We start from the raw sequence: 17,616 nt of genomic DNA on the forward strand, positions 1-17,616 counted from the left end.
GCCTTTGGGCTGGTGTCCCCTTTTACGCAGGAGGGAGGCATGAAAAAGCCCGTCTACTTGACCCCGGAAGGCTACCGGCGCCTTCAGGAGGAGCTTCACCACCTCAAGACCACCAAGCGGCAGGAGATCTCCGCCGACTTTGAGCAAGCCCTGGAGGAGGGCGACCTCCGGGAGAACGCCGGATACGACGAGGCCCGGCGGGCCATGTGGCAGAACGAGGCCCGCATCGCCCAGCTGGAGGACCTCCTGGCCCGGGCGGTGGTGGTGGAGGGCAACGGCTCCTACGACCAGGTGGCCCTAGGCTGCCAGGTGGAGCTGGAGACGGAATCGGGGGAACGGCTTTCCTTGGCCATCGTGGGGAGCCACGAGGCCGACATCTTCAGCGGGAAGATCTCCGACGAGTCCCCCTTGGGCCAGGCCCTTTTGGGCAAGAAGGTGGGGGACGTGGTGGAGATCAGGGGCAAGAAGGGGGCCCAGGTCTACACCATCCTGGAGATCAAGCCCCTATAGCCTCCGCCGAGAGGAGGGGCCCCAGGGCCTCCTGGGCGTGGGCTTTCAAGGCCTGCAAAAGCCTTTCCAGAGGGGCCTCTTCCAGGTAGGGCAGGGCTTCCCCTCCGGGGAGGTGGAGGACGGCCCGCAGGGCCTCCACCCCCTTTTCCCCCAGGTAAACCCCCTTCTCCCCCAGGCGGCCCCCGGAGAGGAAGAGGCCCGGCCCCAGGAGGTTGGGGGCCACCCCCCCCGCCTTCATCACCCGCCAGCCCGCCCAGACCAGGGGGAGGAGGGGGTTCTCGTGCTTGGCGATGCCCCGGAGGCCGGAGACGAAGACCGGGTAGATCCGGGGGGCGGCCTCGGGAGAGGCCAGGCGGTAGGCCAGCTCGGCGAGGAAGGAAGCCAGGAGGAAGCGGCGGGGCTCCTCCAGGCCGTGGAGGCGGCCCACCAGCTCCGCCTGGGTCAAGGTGGGCAGGCCCTCGCCTTTGGCGTAGAGCTGGAAGCGCACGTGGTGGAAGAGGGAAAGCCGGCCCGTCCGCCCCGTGGGCCTCTGCCCCTTCCTGGCGAGGGCCTCGAGGCTCCCCCTGGGGGTGAGGAAGCGGAGGAGGAGGTCCCCTTGGGGAAGGGCCTTGCGGCCCACCACGATGCCCTCCTCGAGGCGGTAACGTTCCACCTTCTCTAGTGTATGCTTAAGCCATGGAGCGCACGCTGAGGGACGCCTTGGAATGGGTGGTGCTTGGTCTTTTGGTGGTGGTGGGGGTGCTCCTCCTCCTTTGGGTGGGGGGCTGGGTCTTCACCTTCTTGGGCCGGGTTCTCCTCGGCCTTTCCGGGCTCGTGGCCACCCTCCTCAAGTACGCCATTCCCGTTCTCCTCATCGCCGCCATAGGGTATGGGGTGTTTTACCTCCTGCAGAAGCGGCAGGCCTGAGGCGGCCCTCCAGGGGTGGCGTAAACCCTTGACAGGGTTGGGCTGAGCCCTATATCCTCCCTCCTAAGCCCGGGAGGAGAACATGGACAGGAGGCTTTTGCTCAAACTGGGTGCGGCCTTGGGGGCGGGTTCGTTTCTCAGGGCCCAGGCCAACGAGCGGGTGGAGTATAAGGAGTTTAAGAAGGAGACCCCCATCGCCGTGGTCTACCACCTGGACTTCGGGGACCCGGGCCGCTTCGGCCAAATGCTCACCAACATCGGCAACCACCTCTCCGTCTACGACAACGACCCCTTCAAGATCAAGATCGTGGTGGTGGCCCACGGGGCGGGGGTTCAGTTCTTCCTGAAAGACCTGGAGGGCACCCCTTGGGCCCAGGCCCAGTACGACCGGGAGGCCCTCTTCGCCCGGGTGCGCCAGCTGGCCCAGATGGGGGTGGAGTACTACCTTTGCGAGATCACCTTCGCCCGCAACAATATTCCCAAGGACAAGCTCCGCTCCGAGGACTTCCTCAAGTGGGTCCCCTCGGGGGTGGGGGCTTTGGGGGAACTCCAAGCCAGGGGGTACGCCTACATCAAGGTGGGTTAAAAGCCGCAAGGGGCTTGGCGGGTGGGGGCATATAATGCCCCCATGCGGCTTCTCTTCATCGGGGACGTGATGGCCGAGCCTGGCCTCCGGGCGGTGAGCCTCCACCTCCCGGACATCCGCCACCGCTACGACCTGGTCATCGCCAACGGGGAAAACGCCGCCAAGGGCAAGGGCTTAGACCGGAGGAGCTACCGCCTCCTCCGGGAAGCGGGGGTGGACCTCGTTTCCCTGGGCAACCACGCCTGGGACCACAAGGAGGTCTACGAGCTTTTGGAAAAGGAGCCCATCGTGCGGCCCCTCAACTACCCCCCGGGCACCCCGGGAAAGGGGTACTGGCGCCTCGAGGCCGCCGGGGAAAGCCTGCTTTTCACCCAGGTGATGGGCCGGGTCTTCATGGACCCCCTGGACGATCCCTTCCGCGCCCTGGACACCCTCCTCGCCGGGGAGCGGGCGGACTACGTGGTGGTGGAGGTCCACGCCGAGGCCACCAGCGAGAAGATGGCCCTGGCCCACTACCTGGACGGGCGGGTCTCGGCGGTCCTCGGCACCCACACCCACGTCCCCACCCTGGACGCCGCCCCCCTGCCCAAGGGGACCCTGTACCAGACCGACGTGGGCATGACCGGGACCTACCGCTCCATCATCGGGGGGGAGGTGGAGACCTTCCTGGCCCGCTTCCTCACGGGCCGCCCCCAGCCCTTCCGCGCTGCCCAGGGAAGGGCGCGCTTCCACGCCACGGAGCTCGTCTTTGAGGGGGGAAGGCCCCTTTCCATAAGCCCTTACGTGTGGGAAGAGCCGTGAAGGAGCCCTTTCATCTCCTCCGCGCCGAGGTGGACCTCCTGGGCCGCCTCCTGGGGGAGGCCATCCGCACCCTTTCGGGGGAGCGGTTCTTCGCCCTGGTGGAGGAGGTGCGCCTTCTGGCCAAGGCCCGCCGCCAGGGGGATGAGGCGGCGGGGGAGGCGCTTCTGGCCCGGGTGCGGGGGCTTTCCACCGAGGAGGCCGAGGCCTTGGTGCGGGCCTTCACCCACTACTTCCACCTGGTGAACCTGGCGGAGGAGCGCCACCGGGTGCGGGTGAACCGCCTAAGGGCCCAGGCCGAGACCCTGGAGGCCCCGAGGCCCGAGGGCTTCCTGGCCTTGGCCAAGGCGCTCAAGGAGCGGGGGCTTTCCCTGGAGGAGGCCGAGGCCCACCTGAACCGCCTGGAACTCCTCCTCACCTTCACCGCCCACCCCACGGAGACCCGGCGCCGCACCCTGCGGCATCACCTGGAGGCCCTGCAGAAGGAGCTGGAGGCGGGGGACAGGGAGAGGCTTGCCGCCCGGGTGGCCCTCCTCTACGCCACCGAGGAGGTGCGCAAGGCCCGGCCCAGCGTGGAGGACGAGATCAAGGGGGGGCTCTACTACCTGCCCACCACCCTCTGGGAGGCGGTGCCCCGGGTGGTGGCGGGCCTCGAGGCCGCCCTGGAACGGGTCTACGGGAAAAGGCCCCGCCTGAAAAGCCCCGTGCGCTTCAGGAGCTGGATCGGCGGCGACCGGGACGGCAACCCCTTCGTCACCCCCGAGGTCACCGCCTTCGCCGGCCGCTACGCCCGGGAGGTGGCCCAGAGGAAGCTCCTCGAGGCCTTGGAAGGCCTGGTGCGGGACCTTTCCCTCTCCGGGGCCAGGGTGCCCGTTCCCCGGGAGGTGCAAGAGGGCGGCCAGGGGGTGGAGCGCTTCCCGGGGGAGCCCTACCGGCGCTACTTCGCCGCCCTTTACCAGAGGCTTGCGGCCGGGGAGGCCACCCTGGAGGAGGTGGAACGGGCCCTCCGGGTGGCGGCGGCGGGGCTTGCGCCTTTGGGCCTTGGGAGGGTGGTGGAAAGCTTCCTCCGTCCCCTGGAGGCCCGCCTTTCCGCCTTCGGCCTGGAGCTCGCTCCCCTGGACCTTCGGGAGGAGTCGGGAAGGCTTTTGGAGGCCGTAGCCGAGCTCCTCCGGGTGGGCGGGGTCCACCCCGATTTCCTTGCCCTTTCCCCGGAGGAGCAGGAGGGCCTCCTTACCCAGGAGCTCAAGACCGCAAGGCCCCTCCTCCCCGTGGGGGAGGCGCCAAAGGGGGAGGCCCTGAGGGTGGCCCTCGAGGCCTTCCGGGCCTGGCGGGACAAGGGGGCCCACGTGGTCTCCATGACCCACCACCCCGCCGACCTCCTGGCCGTTTTCCTCCTGGCCCGGGAGGTGGGGCTTTACCGACCGGGGAAGCCCCTCCCCTTGGACGTGGTCCCCCTCTTCGAGACCCTGGAGGACCTGAGGCGGGCCCCCGGGGTGCTCCGCCGCCTCCTGCAGAACCCCGTCTTCCGGGCCCACGCCCAGGGGCGGGGCGGGGTGGAGGTGATGATCGGCTACTCCGACTCCAACAAGGACGCGGGCTTCCTCATGGCCAACCTGGCCCTCTACGAGGCCCAGGAGGCCTTGAGCCGGGTGGGGGAGGAGGCGGGGCTTCCGGTCTTCTTCTTCCACGGCCGGGGCACCTCCACGGCTCGAGGCGGGGGCCCCGCAGGCCGGGCCATCGCCAGCCTCCCGCCCAAAAGCGTGGGCTGCCGCCTCCGCCTCACGGAGCAGGGGGAGGCCTTGGCGGACCACTACGGCCACCCCGAGCTCGCCGTGCGCCACCTGGAGCAGCTCCTCTTCCACTTCGCCCAGGCCGCCCTGGGGGACGGGGTGGAGCCCAAACCCCTTTGGCGGGAGGCCCTCTGGGAGGCCGGGGAGAGGAGCACGGAGGGCTACCGGGCCCTCCTGGAGGAGGAGGGGTTCTTCCCTTTCTTCGAGGCCCTGACGCCCATCAGGGAGCTCGGGGAGCTTCCCATCGCCAGCCGCCCCGTGTACCGCCACGGCCGGGTGCGGGACATCCGGGACCTCAGGGCCATCCCCTGGGTCATGGCCTGGACCCAGGTGCGCCTCCTCCTCCCCGGCTGGTACGGGCTTTCCGCCCTGGGAAGCCTTCCCTTGGACCTTCTGCGGGAGATGTACCGGGGGTGGCCCTTCTTCGCCACCACCCTGGAGAGCGCCGCCATGGCCCTGGCCAAGGCCGACCTGGGGGTGGCCCGCCTGTACCTCTCTCTGGTGCCCGAGAACCTCCACGGCCTTTTCCACCGCATCGCCCGGGAGTACGAGGCCACGAGGGCCCTCCTCGAGGCCATCTTCCAGGCCCCTTTGCTCCACAACCAAAAGACCCTGGAGCGGCAGATCGGCCTCAGGAACCCCTACGTGGACCCCATCAACATCGTGCAGGTGGAGCTTCTGCGCCGCTACCGGGCCCCTGGGGGGAGGGAGGACGAGGGGCTTAGGCGGGCCCTCCTCCTCTCCCTCCTGGGGGTGGCGGCGGGCCTCAGGAACGCGGGGTAATACCACCCCATGCTGGCCCAAGCCAGCATGGGGGCCCCGGCCCAAAAGGCCCGCAGGGCTTCCGTACCTGGGCTTGGGTTCACGCCAAAGGGGTATAAGATGGGGTCCGATGGAACTCCTCGGCCACCACCAGGACCAGCGGGTTGGGGTCTTCGTGGACACCCAGAACCTCTACCACTCCGCCCGGGACTACTACGAGCGGAACGTGAACTTTGAGAGCCTTCTGCGCTACGCCGTGGGGGGAAGGCGCCTGGTGCGGGCCACCGCCTACGTGGTGGAGAAGGAGGGGGACACCTCCGCCTGGCCCTTCATCTACAAGCTTTCCACCATCGGCTACCGGGTGCGGCGCATGTACCTCACGGTGAAGGAGCTGGGGGAGGGGGGAAAGCCCATCTACGAGGGGAACTGGGACATGGGCATCGCCGCCGACATGGTGCGCCTCATGCCCTACCTGGACGTGGTGGTCCTGGGAAGCGGGGACGGGGACTTCGTGGAGATCCTCGAGGTCCTGATGGAGCGGGGCATACGGGTGGAGGTCATCGCCTTCCGGGAGACCACGGCCCAGAAGCTCATCGATGCCGTGGACCGCTTCACCCATCTGCCCGAGATCCCTAACCCCTTCATGGAGCCCCGGTCGTCCGAGCGCTAATGCCCCATGCTGGCCCAAGCCGGCATGGGGGCCCCCGCAGGGCCTCCGCGCCTGGGCTTGGGCGAAGGATTCACGCCAAAGGGGTATAGCATGGAAGGTTTGGAGACCTACGACTACTTTCTTCCCCCTGAGCGGATCGCCCAGGAAGGGGTGGAGCCCCGGGACCTGGCCCGGATGATGGTGGTCTACCGGGAAGGCCCCTTCCGGGTGGAGCACAGGAGGGTGCGGGACCTGCCCGAGTTCCTTCGCTCCGGGGACGTCCTGGTCTTCAACGAGAGCAAGGTGATCCCGGCAAGGCTTTTGGCGAGGAAGCCCACGGGGGGCCACGTGGAGGTCCTCCTGGTGCGGGAGCGCTCCTTAGGGCTTTGGGAAGCCCTCCTGGGCCCGGCGAGGAAGGCACCTCCCGGCACGAGGCTCCTCTTCCTCTCCCCCAAGGGCCTGGCCCCGGTCCCGGGCCTCGAGGCGGAGGTGGTGGGGGTGGAGCCCGATGGGGTGCGCCTCCTTCGCTTCCACGGCGACCTCCTGGCCCACCTGGAGGAGGTGGGGGAGGTCCCCCTTCCCCCCTACATCCAGGCCAAGGTCCCCATGGAGCGCTACCAGACGGTCTACGCCAAGCGCCCGGGGTCCGTGGCCGCCCCCACCGCCGGGCTCCACTTCACCCCGGAGCTTCTGGAGAAGCTACGGGAAATGGGGGTGGAGCTCCGCTTCCTCACCCTCCACGTGGGCCCCGGCACCTTCCGCCCGGTGAAGGGGGACCCCGAGCGGCACGAGATGCACCCCGAGCCCTACGCGATCCCCGAGGAGGTGGCGGAGGCCATCAACCGGGCCAAGGGGGAGGGGCGGCGGGTCGTCGCCGTGGGGACCACGGTGGTCCGGGCCCTGGAGAGCGCCTACCGGGAAGGGGAGGGGGTGGTGGCGGGCAAGGGGGAGACGAGGCTTTTCATCCGCCCCCCCTACGCCTTTAAGGTGATAGACGCCCTCTTCACCAACTTCCACCTGCCCCGCTCCACCCTCCTCATGCTGGTGGCCGCTTTTTTGGGGCGCGAGCGCACCCTAAAGGCCTACCGCCTGGCCGTGGCCGAGGGCTACCGCTTCTATTCCTTAGGGGACGCCATGCTCATCTTGTAGAGGGCGAGGGCCAGGGCCTCTATCTTCAAGTGAAGGACCTTGAGCTAAGTGCCCGCACTTTGGTTTCGCAACATGGGACACCCGAAAGAGGGTCCGGAGAAGGCGCTTTTGGGGCCCCCGCCGCGGCGAAAGCCGCGGTGGGGTACTTATACCCCTTTGGCGCGAACCCTTCGTCCAAGGCCAGGCGTAGAGGCCTTGCGGGATCGTTTGTACCGGGGCCCCATGCTGAGGCCAGCATGGGGTGGTTTCATACCGCCTCCAGAAGCAGACGGGCCACGGAGAGGTAGATGAGGAGGCCCGTGACGTCCGAGAGGGTGGCCACGAGGGGGTTGGACACCAAGGCCGGGTCCACGCCGAGCCGCCTCAGGAGGAAGGGGAGCAAGGCCCCCACCAGGTTGGCGAAGAAGACGATGAGGACCAAGGACACGCCCACCACGGGAAGGAGGAGGGATTGCCCGTCCCAGTAGACCTTGCCCAGGAGGAGGAGGCCCAGGGTGAGGCCGAGGAGGAGGCCCACCCCCACCTCCTTGAGGAAGACCCGCCGCCAGTCCTTGAGGTCCAGGTCCCGGGTGGCCAGGGCGCGGATGATGAGGGTGGCGGACTGGTTGCCGGTGTTCCCCCCGGTGCCTAAGAGGACAGGGACGTAGAAGGCCAGGGCGGTCACGGCCTCGAGGACGCCCTCAAACCCCTGGAGGATGGAGCTGGTGATCATCCCCGTGAGGATCAGGATCACCAGCCACCTGACCCGGGCGAGCCACAGGGCCACGGGGCTCGCCTGGCTGTAGACCAGGTCGGGCACGTCCACGGCCCCCAGCTTGTGGATGTCCTCCGTGGCCTCGGCCTCCAGCACGTCCAGGACGTCGTCCACGGTGACGATACCCACCAGGCGGCCTTCCTCGTCCACCACCGGCAGCACCGTGAAGTCGTAGTCGGCCATGAGGCGGGCCACCTCCTCCTGGTCCGTGTCCGTGCGCACGTAGACCACCCTGGGGTTCAGGATCTCCGCCACCTTGGTCCTGGGGTCGGCCACGATGAGGTCCCTTAGGGAGAGCACCCCCTTGAGGCGGCCCTTTTCGTCCACCACGTAGAGGTAGTAGATGGTCTCGGCGTCGGGGGCGGCCCGGCGCAGGAAGCGGAGGACCTCCTCCACGGTCATCCCCTCCCGCACCGCCACGTACTCCGGGGTCATGAGGCCGCCGGCCTCGTCCTCCTCGTACTGGGTGAGCTCCTCCACCTCGGCCCGGGTCTTGGGGTCCAGGACCTCCTTGAGCCTTCGGGCAAGCCCGGGGTCCTCCTCTTCCACCGCCTGCAGGGCGTCGGCCAGGTCGTCCAGGGAAAGCTCCTCCAAAAGCTCCTGCACCCGCCAGGGGGGGAGGGTTTTGAGGTACTCCGCCTGGGCCTCGGGGGGAAGGTTGGCGAAGACCTCCGCCGCCTTCTCCTTGGGGAGAAGGGTGAGGAGGACGTAGCGGTGCTCCCCCTTGAGATCGTCCCAGAGGGAGAGGAGGTCCTGGGGGTGGACTTCTTCCAGGAGGCGTTTTAGGGTCAAGGTGTCGCCTTCTTCCAGGGCTTGGAGCAGGGGGGAAAGAGCGGTCTCCACGGGCGGCCTCCTTTCTCGCCGAAGGCCGCCCGAAGGCGGCCTTCAGGGCCTGGGACTCGAGGGCAACGCCTCTCGCATACCTTTTCTAGCCTAGGGGGAAGGGGCCTTCCCGTCAACCACGCCCACTAGAAATGTGCGAAAAATTGCGGTTGACACGCTCAAGGGGCGTGCCCTATCCTGAAGCCCGGCCTTAGGGCCAGGAGGGGCATGTTCGGAAAGCTTTCGGCGCGACTGCAAGAGGCCATAGACCGGCTCCGCGGCCGGGGGCGGATCTCCGAGGAGGACCTGAGCGCCACCCTGCGGGAGATCCGCCGGGCCCTCATGGACGCCGACGTCCACCTGGAGGTGGCCCGGGACTTTGTGGAGAGGGTGCGGGAAAGGGCCCTGGGCCAGAAGGTCCTGGAGAGCCTGACCCCCGCCCAGGTGATCCTGGCCACCGTCTACGAGGCCTTGAAGGAGGCCCTGGGGGGCGAGGTCCAAAGGCCCCTTCTCAAGGACCAAAGCCTCTGGTTCCTGGTGGGGCTTCAGGGCTCCGGCAAGACCACCACCGCCGCCAAGCTCGCCCTCCACTACAAGGGCAAGGGGCGCCGTCCCCTCCTGGTGGCCGCCGACACCCAGCGCCCCGCCGCCCGGGAGCAGCTCAGGCGCTTGGGGGAGAGGATCGGGGTGCCGGTCCTGGAGGTGCGGGACGGGGAGCCCCCCGAGTCCATCCGCCGCCGGGTGGAGGAGGAGGTTAGGCTCGGGGTCCGGGACCTGGTCCTGGTGGACACCGCAGGCCGCCTGCAGATAGACGAGCCCCTCATGGAGGAGCTCGTCCGGCTTAAGGGCGCCCTGCGCCCTGATGAAGTCCTCCTGGTCCTGGACGCCATGACCGGCCAGGAGGCCCTCTCCGTGGCCCGGGCCTTTGACGAGAAGGTGGGGGTCACGGGCCTCATCCTCACCAAGCTGGACGGCGACGCCCGGGGCGGGGCGGCCCTCTCCGCCCGGCACGTCACCGGGAAGCCCATCTACTTCGCCGGGGTCTCCGAGAAGCCCGAGGGCCTGGAGCCCTTCTACCCCGACCGCCTGGCGAGCCGCATCCTGGGCATGGGGGACGTGGCCACCCTGGCGGAGCGGGTGCGGGAGGCGGGCCTCGAGGCCGAGGCCCCCAAAGCGGCCAAGGAGCTCACCCTGGAGGACTTCCTCAAGCAGATGCAGAACCTCAAGCGCCTGGGGTCCTTCTCCGAGATCCTGGGGATGCTCCCCGGGGTGCCCCGGGGGCCTCAGGTGGACGACCGGGCCCTGAAGCGCATGGAGGCCATAGTCCTTTCCATGACCCCCGAGGAGCGCAAGAACCCCCGCATCCTCAACGCCTCGAGGCGCAAGCGCATCGCTCGGGGAAGCGGCACCACCGTGCAGGAGCTCAACCGCCTCATCAAGGCGTTTGAGGAGGCCAAGGCCCTGGTGAAGTCCCTGGAAAAGCAAAAGGGCCGGGGACTCATGGGAATCTTCAGGAGGTAGGAACGGCATGGTCAAGATCAGGCTCTCTCGGTTCGGTTCCAAGCGCAACCCTCACTACCGCATCGTGGTTACCGACGCCCGCAGGAAGCGGGACGGGGCTTACCTGGAAAAGATCGGCTACTACGATCCCCGCAAGACCACCCCGGACTGGCTCAAGGTGGATGTGGAGCGGGCCCGCTACTGGCTTTCCGTGGGGGCCCAGCCCACGGATACCGCCCGGAGGCTTCTCCGGCAGGCAGGGGTCTTCCGGCAGGAGGGCTAATACCACCCCTTGGACCCGCATGGGGCCCCCACCGCGGCGAAAGCCGCGGTGGGGTACTTATACCACCCCATGCTGGCGCAAGCCAGCATGGGGGGCCCCGGTCAAAAAGGCCCGCAGGGCTTCCGTACTTGGGCTTGGGCGAAGGATTCACGCAAAGGGGTATTAGAACATGGGCCCGATGCGGAAGTGGAGCCTCCCCGCGGGGCTTTCTGGGCTGAAGGCGTAGTCCAGCCGGAGGGAGGGGAGGAGGGCCCCGAAGACGTCCAGGTCCAGCTGGAAGCCGATCCCCGCACCCCACTTCACCCCCCCGGTGTTGTCGGCGAGGCCCAGGTCGGCGAAGAGGACGCCGTAGAGGTTGGTCCCCCCTTGGGGGGAGAGGCGGAAGTCGTAGCGGTACTCCAGGCTCCCCGTGGCGAAGGAGAGCCCCCCGTACTTGCGGTCCTCGTAGCCCCGGAGGAGGAAGGCCTCGGCCCCGCCCCCGGAGAGGTAGAAGCGCTCGCTTTCCGGGGGGAAGCCCAAGAGGGTGCCGGCGGAGAGGCGGAAGGCCAGGGCCTGGCGTTTCTCCGGGTCCAGGCCGAAGTAGGTCTTGCCCGTGGCCACCAAGGGCACGAAGAAGCTCCGGCCCCCCGTGTCGGGCAGGGAGAGGCCGAGGCCGGTGGCGAGGCTCGCCTCGTAGCCCTGGGTGCGGAAGCGGGGGTCGTCCACCTCCAGGTAGGCCAAGGTGGTGTCCAGGCGGACCGTCCAGCCGGGGGTGGGAAGGAGGCTTTGGGCCAGGGAGGGGTTCTTGTAGCCGGTGCCGTCGCAGTACTTGGGACTCGTGGTATCGGTCACGCTGGGGTCGCAAGGGGCGTTGGGGTCGTAGACCTCCAGGAGGAAGGTGGAACGCCGGGCGGAAAGCCCCAAGGAGAGGCGCAGGTTTTCCAGCTCCTTGGAGAAGGGCCGGGAAAAGCTAAGGCCAAAGCCCGTGCGGCGCTCCGTGTACTCCCAGCCGGTGTCGGTGGTGCCCTGGAGGAGCTTGTTGTTGCCGATGGGGGTGGAGAAGGCGCTTAAGGCGAGGCCCGTGCGCACCTCCTTCAGGTCGGCGAAATCCAGGTAAAGCCAGGGAATGGTGTAGCCCAGGGAGAGGGAAAGGTTGTCCCGGGCGTCGTTTTGGACGAAGGCCAGGTCCAGGATCACCTGGTGGGCGAGGCCAAAGAGGTTGGTCTCCTTGAAGGAGACGCTTCCCGACCACCCCTCGAGGGAGCTCCAACCGAGGGCGGGCTGGAAGAGGCCCGTCCTGGCCTCCTTGAGGCCCAGGACCACCACCACCTCCCCCGGCTTCTCCCCGGGGGCCAGGGAGACCCGGGGCGGCTCGGCCAGAAGCCCCGTGGCCAGGAGGCGGGCCATGGCCTTCCGGAGCTCGAGGACGCTGAAGAGGGAGCCCGGCTTGGGAAGCTCCCTGAGGATCACCTCCTCCTGGGTGCGGTGGTCCCCCTGCCACTCCAGGCGGTAGCCCGCCACCTTGAGCTCCACCACCTCGAGGCGGTACACCCCGTTTTGGAAGCCGTAGCGCACGTCGGCCACCTCGTAGCCCTTCTCCTGGTAGAAGCTTGCGATGCGCCGGGCGTCCTCCTGGGCCAGGAGGGGGGTGTAGACCTCCCCGGGCTTCAGGCGGAGGAGGCCGAGGAGGGTTTCCGTGGGGAGGGCCGTGTTCCCGGCCACCTCCACCCGCTCGATCCTTCCCCCCTCGGGTCCTGGGGAGAGGCGCACCACCACCTGGTCCCCTTCGGGGAGGAGGCTGAAGTCCACCACCCGGGAAAGCCTCCGGGAAAGGGCCTGGACCCCTTCCAGGAGGCGGGGATAGTTCAGGTAATCCCCGGGCTTCAAGGGGAAGTCCCCCAGGTCCAGGCCTTCCCCCTCCACCCGAGCCACCTTGAGCTCCCGCACCCGCACGGTGAGGACCCCTCCTTCCAGGGCGCTTCCCTGAGGGTCGGGGCCGCTAAAGCGGTAGCCCGCCTCCTCGTAGCGGCTGGCCATGGCCTTTAGAGCCTCCTGGTACTTGGCGAAGTCAAAGGGGCCCTTGAGGGGGTCTAAAAGCCTTAGAAGCTCCCCTTCGGGGAGGAGGCTTACCCCCTGGAGGCGGACCTCCTTCACCTCGGGGGCCTCCGCCACCCGGAAGGCGAGGGCCATCCTTCCCCCCACCTCCTTGGCCTCCACCTCCACCTTGGGGGTGAAGGGGAAGCCGTTTTGCCGGAAGGCCTGGGCCAGGGCCTGGGCGGCCTCCTGGGCCTTCACGGGGTTGTAGGTGGCCTCCTTGCCGATGGCGAAGTTCTCCTCCAGGAAGCGCAGGAGGGCTTCCTGGGGGAAGGCCTTGGCCTCCACCTTGACCTCGGCGATGGGAGGGTAGGGGACGAGGCGCACCCTCAGGACCTCCCCTTCCAAGCGCACCTCCACCTCCCGGAAGTAGCCCGTGGCCAAAAGGGCCTTGCGGGCGGCCTCGAGGTCCTTTGGCTCGTCCCCTTCCCCGAAGGGCAGGGCGGCCCGGGCCAGGGCCTGGAGCACGGGGTCGCCCCCTTCCACGACCACTTCCTTCAGGGGGGCGGCCAGGGCCAGAAGACCCAAAAGGGCAAAGGCCAAAAGGCGTTTCATGGCCAAGAGCTTACCCAAGGGGCGTGAAGGGGGGGTGAGAGTAGAATGCGGGGGTATGGGGGTTTACGAGAAGATCCAGGAGGCCGTGGCGGCCATCCGGTCTAGAACCGACTTCCTCCCCGAGGTGGCGGTGGTCCTGGGGTCGGGCCTGGGGCCTTTGGCCGAGGAGGTGGAGAAGGTGGCGGAGATCCCCTACGGGGAGATCCCCCACTTCCCCCTCTCCACCGCCCCGGGGCACGCGGGGAGGCTCGTCCTGGGGCACCTGGAGGGCAAGCGGGTCCTGGTCTACCAGGGCCGGGTCCACTACTACGAGGGCTACTCCGCCGAGGAGGTGGTCTTCCCGGCGCGGGTGGGGTTTTTCCTGGGCGCCAGGACCTTCCTCCTTACCTCGGCGGCGGGGGGCCTCAACCCCCGCTTCCGGGCGGGAGGCATCATGCTCCACCTGGACTACCTCAACTTCGCCGGGGCGAACCCCCTAAGGGGCCCGAACGACGAGCGTCTTGGCCCCCGCTTCCCCGTGATGTTTGAGGCCTACGACCCGGGGCTCATAGAGCTCGCCCGCAAGGTGGCCCGCAGGCAGGACCTCCACCTCTTTGAGGGGGTTTACGCCTGGTTCATGGGGCCAAGCTTCGCCAGCCGGGCCGAGCTTCGCATGCTTCGGGAGCTCGGGGCGGACGCCATCGGCATGTCCACCGTGCCCGAGGTCATCGCCCTCCGCCACCTGGGGGCCAGGGTCCTGGGGCTTTCCACCATCACCGACATGGCGGTGCCGGAAAGGGAGCACCACGCCACCGAGGAGGAGGTCCTGGAGGTGGCGGCCAGGACGGGCCCCGTTTTCCGCCGCTTCGTGCGGGGGATTTTGGCCGAGCTCTGATGGGGCTTCTCCAGGTCCTGGAACGTATAGAAAAGGCCTGCCGCCGCGCGGGCCGGAGGCCTGAAGAGGTCCGCCTGGTGGCGGTGACCAAGGGGCGCTCGGTGGAGGAAATCCAGGAGAAGGTCCTGGCCTACGGCGCCTTCCCCTTGGGGGAGAGCCGGGTCCAGGAGGCCCTGAAGAAGATGGAGCAACTCCAGGCGGAGTGGCACCTCGTCGGCCACCTGCAGCGCAACAAGGCCAAGTTCGCCCCCCGCTTCGCCCTCGTCCACTCCCTGGACTCCTTGCCCTTGGCCGAGGCCTTGGTGAAGGCGGGAACTAGGCTTAAGGTCCTGGTGGAGGTGAACCTGGGCCGGGAGCCCCAGAAGCACGGGGTCTTGGAGGAGGACCTTCCCGAGCTCCTCCCCCGCCTACGGGAGATGCCCCGCCTCGAGGTCCTGGGCCTCATGACCGTGCCCCCCATCGGCCCCGAGGCGGTGGTTCGCCCCCTTTTCCGCAGGCTTTCGGAGCTTGCCGACCGCTATGGCCTGCCCGAGCGCTCCATGGGCATGTCCGACGATTACGAGTGGGCGGTGGAGGAGGGGGCTACCCTGGTGCGTGTGGGCCGGGCCCTTTTTGTAGACTGAGGGGCGCATGGACCTTACCCCCTTGGACGTCCGCTACCAGGAGTTCCCCACGGGGTTTCGCGGCTACCGGAAGGAGGCGGTGCGGGCCTACCTGGCCCGGGTGGCCGAGGTGATGGAGGGCCTCATCGGGGAGAACGAGGCCTTGAAGGAGCGCCTTAAGGGCCTGGAGGAGGAGGTGGCCCGCCTAAAGGAAGCCGAGGGGGAGCTGAAGCGGGCGGTGGTGGCCGCAGAGAAGATCGCCCGCGAGCTCAAGGCCCAGGCGGAGCGGGAGGCGGAGCTCATCCGCAAGGAGGCCTTAGCGGCCAAAGAGCAGGTCTTGCGGGAGGCCGCCGAGGAGCTTAGGCGCCTCCGGGGGGAGATAGAGCGGGCCAGGCAGGAGAAGGCCCTCTTCCTCTCCCAGTTTCAGGCCCTCCTGCAGGGCTACCTGGACTCCTTGGAGCGCCTGGCCAAGGAGTGATGCCAAGCCTGGGCCGGGAAGGGGTTCTGTCCCTTGGGGAAGGGCCTGAAGCCCAGGTAGAGCCAGAGGCGGTAAAGGGCCTCCCTGAGCCAGTAGCCCGGGGGGTACTCCCCCCCCACCCCGTAGCCCTCCGCCGAAAGGCCCAAGGCGCGGGCCAGGAAAAGGGCCCGCGGCAGGTGGGGAGCGTCGGTGACCAGGAGGACCCGGCCCCGGAGAAAGGGCTTGAGGAAGAGCAGGTTCTCGTAGGTGGACTGGCTTTGGGTTTCGCAGAGGAGGGCTTCCTGGGGGATGCCCCTTTCCCGGAGGTAGCGGCACCCCACCTCCCCTTCGCTATACCGGTCCCCCGCGGCCTTCCCCCCGGCCACGGCGATTCCCGAGGCGAGGCCCTTTTGGTAAAGGGCCAAGGCGGCCTGAAGCCGCCGCTCCAAGGCCGGGGAGGGGTGGCCGCCGTACTGGGCCGCCCCCAGGACCACGATCCAGGCGTAGGGTTCCTGGCCCCAGGCTAAAGGGAGCAAGAGGGCGAGGAAGGCGAGGCCCCGCACGCCCCCCACTCTACGGCAGAAGGGCTTCTTTGGTATACTGAGAGGGCATTGGAGAAGATCTACGGCAAGACGGAGGGGCTCAGGAAGAGCGACCTTAAAAGGCTTTCCAACCTTTACCGCAGGCGGCTGCCGCCGGAGCGGGTTTTGACCCCGGAGCTCGCCCAGACCCTGGCGGGGTTATCCCAGGAGATCCACCGGCCCATCGCCCTCCTCCTGGACCGGGGGGGCCGGGTGGTGCGGGTGGGGGTAGGGGACGCCAAGGACCTCCCCATCCCTGAAGGGGCGAGGGCGGAGAGGCGGCTTTCCGGCTTCCGCCTCCTCCACACCCACCTCTCTCCCGGTGGGCTTTCCCGTCCCGACCTTTCCGTCCTCTTCCTCCACCGCCTAGACAGCCTGGCGGCCTTGGAGGTGGAAGGGGGCCAGCCCACCACCTTGCACCTGGCCTTCCTTTCGCCTCCCAAGGCGGCGGAGGAGGACTGGCGCACCCTCCCTCCCAGGCCTTACTTCCAGTACCTGGACCTGGACCTAAAGGCCGAGGTGGAGGCCCTGGAGGAGGAGCTTTCCCGCCAGGCCCGGGTGCGGGAGGTGTTGGACGGCAGCGGGGAGAGGGCCATCCTGGTGGGGGTGGACACCGGGGAAGGCCCCGAGGCCGAGGCCGCCCTTAAGGAGCTGGCCGAGCTCACCCGCACCGCCGGGGGGGTGCCGGTGAAGCGGGTCCTGGTCTTCCGGCCGAGCCTGGACCCCCGGTACCTGGTGGGCCTGGGAAAGCTGGAGGAGCTGAAAAGCCTCGCCTACCACGAAAACGCCGCCACCCTCATCTTCGGCCTGGAGCTTTCCCCGGTCCAGGCCCGGGAGATCGAGAGGGCCACGGGGCTTAAGGTTCTGGACCGGACCCAGCTCATCCTGGACATCTTCGCCCTCCACGCCAAGACCCCCGAGGCCCAGGCCCAGGTGGAGCTAGCCCAACTCAAGTACCTCCTCCCCCGCCTGGTGGGAAAGGGGAAGGAGATGAGCCGCCTAGGGGGCGGGATCGGCACCCGGGGCCCGGGGGAGACCAAGCTGGAGGTGGGCCGGAGGCGCCTTCAGGAGCGCATCGCCCACCTCGCCCGCAGGCTGGAGGCGTACGCCCGAAGGCGCGAGGAGGCCCGTCGGCAGAGGAAGCGCCGGGGGGTGCCCCTCATCGCCGTGGTGGGCTACACCAACGCCGGCAAGACCACCCTCCTCCAGGCCCTGGCCCGGGGCGGGGAGCCGGGGGAGGACAAGCTCTTCGCCACCTTGCGGCCCCTCACCCGTAGGGGGTTCCTGCCCGGGATAGGGGAGGTGCTCTTCACCGACACCGTGGGCTTCATCCGCCACATGCCGGAGGAGCTTCTCACCGCCTTCCGGGCCACCCTCGAGGAGGTGCGGGAGGCGGACCTTCTGCTCCACGTCCTAGACGCCTCGGAAGAGGGGGCTTTGGAGCGGCACCGGGTGGTGCGGGACCTCCTCGCCGAGCTGGGCGTGGAGGCCCCCGTGGTCCTCGCCCTGAACAAGGCGGACCGGGCGGCGCCCTACGACCTTTACTTCCTCGAGGAGCGCCTGGGAGGGGTTCCGGTTTCGGCGGTGAAGGGCACGGGGCTTAAGGCGCTCAAGGAGGCCCTGGCCGAGGCCCTCCTGGCCTCGGGGGTGAGGCCCCAGGCCTGGGCTCAGTACACGTAGAAGCCCTTGAGCCCCGTTTCCTCGGCCCACTGGACCTCCACCCCCTCCACCCGGGCCAGGCGGGGGCCTTGCTTCAGGTGGTGGAGGAAGGCCTCCAGGGCTTCCTTGGGGCCTTCCGCCACCACCTCCACCCGGCCATCGGGGAGGTTTTCCGCGTAGCCGGAAAGCCCCAGCTCCAAGGCCTTCTTTTGGGCGAAGGCCCGGTACCCCACCCCTTGCACCCTTCCCTTGACCAAGGCCACCAGGCGCGGCATGGGCCTCTTATACCACCCCAGGTGGGCTTGC

Annotated in this window: 18 protein-coding genes; 13 read left to right on the forward strand and 5 right to left on the reverse strand. The window is 68.6% G+C overall.

The window, feature by feature from the left end; all coding sequences use genetic code 11:
* Positions 1–39: 39 nt before the first annotated feature.
* Positions 40–510 carry a transcription elongation factor GreA gene (gene greA / locus ACY5J6_RS03655; protein ID WP_462846003.1) on the forward strand — a complete coding sequence of 157 codons (471 nt, stop codon included), beginning with the start codon at positions 40–42 and terminating at the stop codon, positions 508–510.
* Here greA and recO read toward each other — a convergent pair.
* Entirely contained in the window at positions 497–1,162 is a 666-nt protein-coding gene (gene recO, locus ACY5J6_RS03660) for a DNA repair protein RecO (RefSeq protein WP_462846004.1), read from the reverse strand. The two genes, greA and recO, sit on opposite strands and share 14 nt — an antisense overlap.
* 23 nt (positions 1,163–1,185) lie before the next feature.
* On the opposite strand from recO, the gene ACY5J6_RS03665 reads away from it, so the two are divergent.
* The 6 genes from ACY5J6_RS03665 to queA all read left to right on the forward strand — a co-directional run bounded on the left by ACY5J6_RS03665 (position 1,186) and on the right by queA (position 7,150).
* Positions 1,186–1,416: a hypothetical protein gene (locus ACY5J6_RS03665; protein WP_462846005.1), complete on the forward strand. Its 231-nt coding sequence runs from the start codon at positions 1,186–1,188 to the stop codon at positions 1,414–1,416.
* A gap of 82 nt (positions 1,417–1,498) precedes the next feature.
* Positions 1,499–2,002, forward strand: a complete 504-nt coding sequence (locus tag ACY5J6_RS03670; protein WP_462846006.1) for a DsrE family protein — start codon at positions 1,499–1,501, stop codon at positions 2,000–2,002.
* A 42-nt stretch (positions 2,003–2,044) separates the two neighbouring features.
* Entirely contained in the window at positions 2,045–2,803 is a 759-nt protein-coding gene (locus ACY5J6_RS03675; RefSeq protein ID WP_462846007.1) for a TIGR00282 family metallophosphoesterase, read from the forward strand.
* A complete protein-coding gene (locus tag ACY5J6_RS03680) occupies positions 2,800–5,373 on the forward strand; it encodes a phosphoenolpyruvate carboxylase (protein WP_462846008.1) in 2,574 nt (857 codons plus the stop codon). Before ACY5J6_RS03675 ends, ACY5J6_RS03680 begins: the two co-directional genes overlap by 4 nt.
* Positions 5,374–5,482: 109 nt before the next feature.
* Positions 5,483–6,022: an NYN domain-containing protein gene (locus ACY5J6_RS03685; RefSeq protein WP_054638704.1), complete on the forward strand. Its 540-nt coding sequence runs from the start codon at positions 5,483–5,485 to the stop codon at positions 6,020–6,022.
* A gap of 90 nt (positions 6,023–6,112) precedes the next feature.
* Positions 6,113–7,150, forward strand: coding sequence for a tRNA preQ1(34) S-adenosylmethionine ribosyltransferase-isomerase QueA (gene queA, locus ACY5J6_RS03690; protein ID WP_462846009.1), 1,038 nt, complete (start codon positions 6,113–6,115; stop codon positions 7,148–7,150).
* Positions 7,151–7,397: 247 nt separating this feature from the next.
* Here queA and mgtE read toward each other — a convergent pair whose 3' ends face one another.
* Complete coding sequence (mgtE, locus tag ACY5J6_RS03695; RefSeq protein ID WP_462846010.1) at positions 7,398–8,747, reverse strand: magnesium transporter; 1,350 nt, start codon at positions 8,745–8,747, stop codon at positions 7,398–7,400.
* Between the two features lie 207 nt (positions 8,748–8,954).
* On the opposite strand from mgtE, the gene ffh reads away from it, so the two are divergent.
* Positions 8,955–10,247 carry a signal recognition particle protein gene (gene ffh, locus ACY5J6_RS03700; protein ID WP_462846011.1) on the forward strand — a complete coding sequence of 431 codons (1,293 nt, stop codon included), beginning with the start codon at positions 8,955–8,957 and terminating at the stop codon, positions 10,245–10,247.
* A gap of 7 nt (positions 10,248–10,254) precedes the next feature.
* Entirely contained in the window at positions 10,255–10,509 is a 255-nt protein-coding gene (gene rpsP, locus ACY5J6_RS03705; protein ID WP_462846012.1) for a 30S ribosomal protein S16, read from the forward strand.
* Positions 10,510–10,671: 162 nt separating this feature from the next.
* On the opposite strand, the gene ACY5J6_RS03710 is transcribed toward rpsP, so the two are convergent.
* Positions 10,672–13,137 carry a BamA/OMP85 family outer membrane protein gene (locus ACY5J6_RS03710; RefSeq protein WP_462846013.1) on the reverse strand — a complete coding sequence of 822 codons (2,466 nt, stop codon included), beginning with the start codon at positions 13,135–13,137 and terminating at the stop codon, positions 10,672–10,674.
* 55 nt (positions 13,138–13,192) lie between these two features.
* On the opposite strand from ACY5J6_RS03710, the gene ACY5J6_RS03715 reads away from it, so the two are divergent.
* Genes ACY5J6_RS03715 through ACY5J6_RS03725 form a run of 3 tightly spaced genes read left to right on the forward strand, consistent with a single transcriptional unit; the run spans position 13,193 to position 15,091 of the window.
* Entirely contained in the window at positions 13,193–14,011 is an 819-nt protein-coding gene (locus ACY5J6_RS03715) for a purine-nucleoside phosphorylase (protein WP_462846014.1), read from the forward strand.
* A complete protein-coding gene (locus ACY5J6_RS03720) occupies positions 14,011–14,634 on the forward strand; it encodes a YggS family pyridoxal phosphate-dependent enzyme (RefSeq protein ID WP_462846015.1) in 624 nt (207 codons plus the stop codon). The genes ACY5J6_RS03715 and ACY5J6_RS03720 overlap by 1 nt, the downstream gene beginning before the upstream one ends.
* Before the next feature lie 7 nt (positions 14,635–14,641).
* Entirely contained in the window at positions 14,642–15,091 is a 450-nt protein-coding gene (locus tag ACY5J6_RS03725) for a DivIVA domain-containing protein (protein WP_462846016.1), read from the forward strand.
* Here ACY5J6_RS03725 and ACY5J6_RS03730 read toward each other — a convergent pair.
* Positions 15,055–15,633 (reverse strand): YdcF family protein, encoded by a 579-nt coding sequence (locus tag ACY5J6_RS03730; RefSeq protein ID WP_462846017.1) that lies wholly within the window; start codon positions 15,631–15,633, stop codon positions 15,055–15,057. The two genes, ACY5J6_RS03725 and ACY5J6_RS03730, sit on opposite strands and share 37 nt — an antisense overlap.
* Positions 15,634–15,681: 48 nt before the next feature.
* Between ACY5J6_RS03730 and hflX the strand changes: the two genes are divergently transcribed.
* Complete coding sequence (gene hflX / locus ACY5J6_RS03735) at positions 15,682–17,331, forward strand: GTPase HflX (RefSeq protein ID WP_462846018.1); 1,650 nt, start codon at positions 15,682–15,684, stop codon at positions 17,329–17,331.
* Here the strand turns inward: hflX and ACY5J6_RS03740 are convergent.
* Entirely contained in the window at positions 17,319–17,585 is a 267-nt protein-coding gene (locus tag ACY5J6_RS03740) for an acylphosphatase (protein WP_054638834.1), read from the reverse strand. The two genes, hflX and ACY5J6_RS03740, sit on opposite strands and share 13 nt — an antisense overlap.
* Positions 17,586–17,616: the final 31 nt, after the last annotated feature.

The organism is Thermus sp. H19.2 (genome assembly GCF_054979525.1).

Bases quoted from the DNA above. Each gene is read 5' to 3' on its own strand.
- queA (WP_462846009.1), top strand. From the start codon at position 6,113: ATGGAAGGTTTGGAGACCTACGACTACTTTCTTCCCCCTGAGCGGATC.
- ACY5J6_RS03740 (WP_054638834.1), bottom strand. From the start codon at position 17,585: ATGCCGCGCCTGGTGGCCTTGGTCAAGGGAAGGGTGCAAGGGGTGGGG.
- ACY5J6_RS03715 (WP_462846014.1), top strand. From the start codon at position 13,193: ATGGGGGTTTACGAGAAGATCCAGGAGGCCGTGGCGGCCATCCGGTCT.
- ACY5J6_RS03685 (WP_054638704.1), top strand. From the start codon at position 5,483: ATGGAACTCCTCGGCCACCACCAGGACCAGCGGGTTGGGGTCTTCGTG.
- ACY5J6_RS03720 (WP_462846015.1), top strand. From the start codon at position 14,011: ATGGGGCTTCTCCAGGTCCTGGAACGTATAGAAAAGGCCTGCCGCCGC.
- ACY5J6_RS03725 (WP_462846016.1), top strand. From the start codon at position 14,642: ATGGACCTTACCCCCTTGGACGTCCGCTACCAGGAGTTCCCCACGGGG.
- ACY5J6_RS03675 (WP_462846007.1), top strand. From the start codon at position 2,045: ATGCGGCTTCTCTTCATCGGGGACGTGATGGCCGAGCCTGGCCTCCGG.
- ACY5J6_RS03710 (WP_462846013.1), bottom strand. From the start codon at position 13,137: ATGAAACGCCTTTTGGCCTTTGCCCTTTTGGGTCTTCTGGCCCTGGCC.
- ACY5J6_RS03670 (WP_462846006.1), top strand. From the start codon at position 1,499: ATGGACAGGAGGCTTTTGCTCAAACTGGGTGCGGCCTTGGGGGCGGGT.
- ffh (WP_462846011.1), top strand. From the start codon at position 8,955: ATGTTCGGAAAGCTTTCGGCGCGACTGCAAGAGGCCATAGACCGGCTC.
- greA (WP_462846003.1), top strand. From the start codon at position 40: ATGAAAAAGCCCGTCTACTTGACCCCGGAAGGCTACCGGCGCCTTCAG.
- ACY5J6_RS03665 (WP_462846005.1), top strand. From the start codon at position 1,186: ATGGAGCGCACGCTGAGGGACGCCTTGGAATGGGTGGTGCTTGGTCTT.
- rpsP (WP_462846012.1), top strand. From the start codon at position 10,255: ATGGTCAAGATCAGGCTCTCTCGGTTCGGTTCCAAGCGCAACCCTCAC.